Annotated in this window: 2 protein-coding genes, 7 tRNA genes and 2 rRNA genes; 6 read left to right on the forward strand and 5 right to left on the reverse strand. The window is 42.0% G+C overall.

Annotated features, from left to right (window positions below; translation table 11 throughout):
* Positions 1–160: 160 nt before the first annotated feature.
* The 6 genes from AB4180_RS21690 to AB4180_RS21715 all read left to right on the forward strand — a co-directional run bounded on the left by AB4180_RS21690 (position 161) and on the right by AB4180_RS21715 (position 2,546).
* Entirely contained in the window at positions 161–1,786 is a 1,626-nt protein-coding gene (locus AB4180_RS21690; protein ID WP_017101452.1) for a methyl-accepting chemotaxis protein, read from the forward strand.
* A 235-nt stretch (positions 1,787–2,021) separates the two neighbouring features.
* Positions 2,022–2,097: transfer RNA gene (locus tag AB4180_RS21695), tRNA-Phe, on the forward strand.
* Between the two features lie 56 nt (positions 2,098–2,153).
* Positions 2,154–2,229: transfer RNA gene (locus AB4180_RS21700), tRNA-Thr, on the forward strand.
* Positions 2,230–2,253: 24 nt separating this feature from the next.
* Positions 2,254–2,329 (forward strand) — tRNA-Asn (locus AB4180_RS21705).
* A 36-nt stretch (positions 2,330–2,365) separates the two neighbouring features.
* Positions 2,366–2,441, forward strand: a tRNA-Thr gene (locus tag AB4180_RS21710).
* A 29-nt stretch (positions 2,442–2,470) separates the two neighbouring features.
* A tRNA-Asn gene (locus AB4180_RS21715) sits at positions 2,471–2,546 on the forward strand.
* 288 nt (positions 2,547–2,834) lie between these two features.
* On the opposite strand, the gene AB4180_RS21720 is transcribed toward AB4180_RS21715, so the two are convergent.
* The 5 genes from AB4180_RS21720 to rrf (AB4180_RS21740) all read right to left on the reverse strand — a co-directional run bounded on the left by AB4180_RS21720 (position 2,835) and on the right by rrf (AB4180_RS21740) (position 4,876).
* Positions 2,835–3,230 carry a DUF2391 family protein gene (locus AB4180_RS21720; RefSeq protein ID WP_009847710.1) on the reverse strand — a complete coding sequence of 132 codons (396 nt, stop codon included), beginning with the start codon at positions 3,228–3,230 and terminating at the stop codon, positions 2,835–2,837.
* 1,149 nt (positions 3,231–4,379) lie between these two features.
* Positions 4,380–4,456: transfer RNA gene (locus AB4180_RS21725), tRNA-Asp, on the reverse strand.
* A 30-nt stretch (positions 4,457–4,486) separates the two neighbouring features.
* Positions 4,487–4,602, reverse strand: a 5S ribosomal RNA gene (rrf, locus tag AB4180_RS21730).
* Positions 4,603–4,644: 42 nt separating this feature from the next.
* Positions 4,645–4,721: transfer RNA gene (locus AB4180_RS21735), tRNA-Thr, on the reverse strand.
* A 39-nt stretch (positions 4,722–4,760) separates the two neighbouring features.
* Positions 4,761–4,876 (reverse strand): 5S ribosomal RNA (gene rrf / locus AB4180_RS21740).
* Positions 4,877–4,884: the final 8 nt, after the last annotated feature.

Raw genomic sequence — 4,884 nt, forward strand, 5'->3', positions numbered from 1 at the left:
GCTTTAACTGATCGGCATTATTCTTTTGGGGACTTTTTTTTCTTCGTAAATTTAATCTTCATCATGTTTTGATACCTTTCTGATACCTGCACTACACGACTTAGCTTAAGATTCGTGAATGATACACCATACTTATTATTAGATCGCTGCACGGGGAAATATGAAATTAAAAACGCAAGCTTATTTATTATCAGGCATCATTTTGATTGCCTTGCTCGCACTTACGGCTACAGGTTTATGGACCTTAAGAGTTGCTAGCAACATAGACAACAAAGCTCGCGTGACAGAGCTATTTAAAAGTGCATACAGCATTCTTACTGAAGTCGAAAAAATGGCTATTGATGGCACTCTAGAAGAACAACAAGCCAAACAGCTTGCCACTCGCCTACTGCGCAACAATATCTATAAAGACAATGAATATGTATATGTTGCTGATGAAGATATGACTTTTGTCGCAACACCTTTAGATCCGCAACTACACGGGACCAGCTTTAATGATTTTAAAGATGGCGATGGAAATAGCGTTGGCCAACTTATTCAGCGAGCACTTGGCAATAGAACAGGACAAATAGTCGAGTACACCTGGACACAAAAACTCCCCGACGGAAGCATTGAGGAAAAACTGTCCATCGCAGAAAAAACACCTCATTGGGGTTGGGTTGTAGGTACAGGTATCGGCTTCAATGAAGTCAACGCAAGGTTTTGGTCAACAGCACAATGGCAACTGATTTTATGTTTAGCTATTGCTGGTGTCATTCTTTCAAGCTTGATTATCTCAATTAAACGTATGCTATCGCTACTTGGCGGTGAACCCAAAGACGTAAGAGAAGCAGTACAAGCTGTCGCAGAAGGAAAAATCCAAACATCGTTTGAGACTCAAGCTGAGCAAGGCAGTATCTATCACGCTGTACAACAAATGAGTCAATCACTGGCAGAGTTAGTATCAAACCTCAACTCTTCAATGCTAGCGTTAAGAGGCGAATTACAGCGCGTGGAAGATCGTGCAGGTTCTATCGCTCAACTTACTGAAACTCAGCAACAATCAACTGAAATGATCGCAACAGCAATGACTGAGATGGCGTCTTCAGCAAATAATGTTGCCGATTCAGCTGGCGATACGGCTCGTAACACCGACGAGGCAGACAAACAAAGCCAACATACTCAGCTCCTAATCCACAACACAGTAGATAATATTCAAGGCCTAGCAGGACAATTAGGTACAGCCAGTGAAGCTGTTGCTAACCTAGATAACGACGTAAACAATATTGTTAAGGTATTGGACGTTATAGGCGATATTGCAGAGCAAACTAACCTGTTAGCACTTAACGCTGCTATTGAGGCTGCGCGAGCGGGTGAACAAGGTCGTGGATTTGCAGTAGTGGCGGATGAGGTACGTAATCTTGCTGGTCGAACGCAATCGAGCACCAAAGAGATTCAGTTAATGATCAATAATCTTCAAGAAGGTTCCCGTAACGCCATTCAAACAATGAATGTGTGTGCGGCAACGAGTGAAAGTACTGTAGCAGAGTCTCAGAATGCCTCTGAAGCGCTACAACAGATTGTGATTGCATTAGAGTCGATATCATCAATGAGCCATCAAATCGCAACAGCAGCCGCTGAACAGACCCAGGTAAGCGATGATATATCGAAGCGTATCAATATGATTGAAGAAAGTGGCAACCAACTGAGCGATGTCGTAACGGAAAGCCATAACAGTACTCAAACTTTAGCTTCTCTTTCTAACGAATTAGAGACTTGGGTAAATAGGTTTGAAGTAAAACACTAAACTCTCGAGAAAAACCTTTAATATAAAAGCACGTTTTCATACGTGCTTTTTTTATTTCAGCGCTCATTCAAAGCAGTTAACCGTAGTTTTGCCATCTTTTAAGGCATGCTAGACCTAGGTTTTTCTACCCAAACGAACAAAAACAACCCACTAAGTATAGAAAAACATCAAACAATACTTTTTTTGCAATTTAATGTTGACCCAGAACGCGAAAACACGTTTAATACACCTCGTCGCCCGGATAGCTCAGTCGGTAGAGCAGAGGATTGAAAATCCTCGTGTCGGTGGTTCGATTCCGCCTCCGGGCACCACAATTTATTTGTTGGTGTCCTTGACAACAACAGTAAAGCACAAAGAAATATCATGTGCCGACTTAGCTCAGTAGGTAGAGCAACTGACTTGTAATCAGTAGGTCACCAGTTCGACTCCGGTAGTCGGCACCATTTCTTTAAAGCTTTAAGAATAATTCCCCTTTAGTTCAGTTGGTAGAACGGCGGACTGTTAATCCGTATGTCGCAAGTTCAAGTCTTGCAAGGGGAGCCAAGTTAATCATTAAGCGTAAGCTTCTTGATACATGATGCCGACTTAGCTCAGTAGGTAGAGCAACTGACTTGTAATCAGTAGGTCACCAGTTCGATTCCGGTAGTCGGCACCATTCTCTTGATTAGAGATAAAACAATCAATTCCCCTTTAGTTCAGTTGGTAGAACGGCGGACTGTTAATCCGTATGTCGCAAGTTCAAGTCTTGCAAGGGGAGCCAATTAAAGAAAGCCGCATCATTGATGCGGCTTTTTTGCATCTAAAGATCCTAGCGTGCCTCCATCTCCCTCACCTTTCTAATTGCTCATTCAGTACAGAAACTCTCAGTCTTAATTTTCTTGTCAAACAATTAGGCTTTACTCTTTTGATTTAGCTTGAATCACCCAACAACAAACGCACATTCATGTCGAAATCTGTCTAGCGAGCTTGCTACTTGTGTTATCTAAGAGTGAACCAAATAAGCGCTAGAATGGCTCTGTTGATGACTTAACCTGGGTGATATACGGTTTCACTCTTTATCGAAACTATCCACTATAATAGCCCCCATAGACGCGGGCATTGATATAACAATGACACGTTTAAACGAGACTATTGGATCGCTTAATAGAGGCAACTTATCCAAACATGTCAGTACCAAAGCAACTACCAACGCCGTCATAGCATAAGCAATAACAATTCTGAAAATAAACACCGGCATGCGTGCAACAACATTTTTCTGAAAGACACTTTCATAAGTATAAAAGCCTAAGAACACTGCTGATAATAAAAATAGCAGCAACAGATTAGCAGTAGGCAAAGTCTCCCCTAACTTCCAGGCTTCTTCGGAAAAAGAAATCGGTACAGCCAAAGCAAAAGATCCTACAAAGATCTGACTTGCATCTTCAAAGTTAAAGCTTAATTTCATAGTTCGCCCCATTAGCTTTTAAGGCTTTATCTATTTGTTAAAATAATCACTAAAATATCACCCGATGATTTTTTTGAGTCTATTCTTACCAAGCGAACAATAACGCCCTTCTAGCTTCATATTAGTCGCAATAGCCAAAACATAGCTTGAACTAACCAGCAAGAAATCAATATGTTCAGAGTAAAGTGGTCAACATAACTAATTCATATCGAGTCAACAAACACATCAGAGTAGAAAAGAGACCGGTAAACATCTCCTAAGATACCTGAACCTAGAGCCAGAGAGTCTCGATCTGATTGGATGATAAATATCACTGCACGAATACGAGAAATTCTCTATTTCTTAGCATATGTATCCCACCGGCACCAATTTGGGCCCTTAATCTAGCGACTCTCTCCTTCAACCTGAAATATAGTCCACTTCCCCTTTGAGATACTTTTCAAACAGGGTGCTCAATACAATTAAGAGTGGTTTAAGCTTAATGCATAACAAGAGGATGAAGTACCTCATTAAGGGCTATAGCGCTCTTAGCAGAAACATCCATGATCAATTCCTAATTACACATCAGAAGTACCCTCTAGATTCACAGATAAAAACAGAAGTCAGGTATCGTAGACGAAGGGCTGTTAACTAATACTAAAGTGCACTCGCTTGATAAAGCAAACATCTGCAAACGCAGGGCGCATAGGATGAGTTGTAAGGCTTATATAACTTCGATATTGAATGGATACAGCTGAGTCAGAACAGTCTCATTAACCTGACTTACAACGTCGCATAGCTCGAGTATTTGAGTGCTAAGCTTAAAGCTATATGCGTTTGTGAAACGCATGCTCGTTTCAAATAACAACTGGTGTAGAAAATACAAATAAAAAGACTCTAATCGTAGAGTTAGACTTTCTAATAAATAACAAAATAATGGGACACGTTAACTAGGCGTCATGGGTTACGCGCAAACCTTGTGTAAAAGTCATTCAATGGAAGGGCGAACACTATAATTTAGATGCAAAAAGCCCCGCGATTTCTAGCGAGACTTCTTATAAATGGTGGAGTGCTTGGGGTCGCAGGCGACCGGGACTCGTTGCTCGAAGACAAAATTATCGTATCCAGAAACGACGAAAGCCTAGTCATAAGACTAGGCTTTCTAATAAGTGGCGGAGTGGACGGGACTCGAACCCGCGACCCCCGGCGTGACAGGCCGGTATTCTAACCAACTGAACTACCACTCCGCAGTGTCTATTCAGCATAATGCAATTTAAGCCTGACGATGTCCTACTCTCACATGGGGAAGCCCCACACTACCATCGGCGCTATTGTGTTTCACTTCTGAGTTCGGCATGGAATCAGGTGGGTCCACAATGCTATGGTCGTCAAACAAATTCTGTTGTTAACTCGATAAATCGAATCAACTAAATAGTGGTGCTGATACCCAGACTCGAACTGGGGACCTCACCCTTACCAAGGGTGCGCTCTACCGGGCTGAGCTATATCAGCAGTTCTAGAACCGTTTAAAAACGACTCTAAAAATTTAAAGCCTGGCGATGTCCTACTCTCACATGGGGAAGCCCCACACTACCATCGGCGCTATTGTGTTTCACTTCTGAGTTCGGCATGGAATCAGGTGGGTCCACAATGCTATGGTCGCCAAGCAAATTTT

This window comes from Vibrio sp. 10N.286.49.C3, assembly GCF_041469545.1.
Classification (GTDB): domain Bacteria; phylum Pseudomonadota; class Gammaproteobacteria; order Enterobacterales; family Vibrionaceae; genus Vibrio; species Vibrio tasmaniensis_A.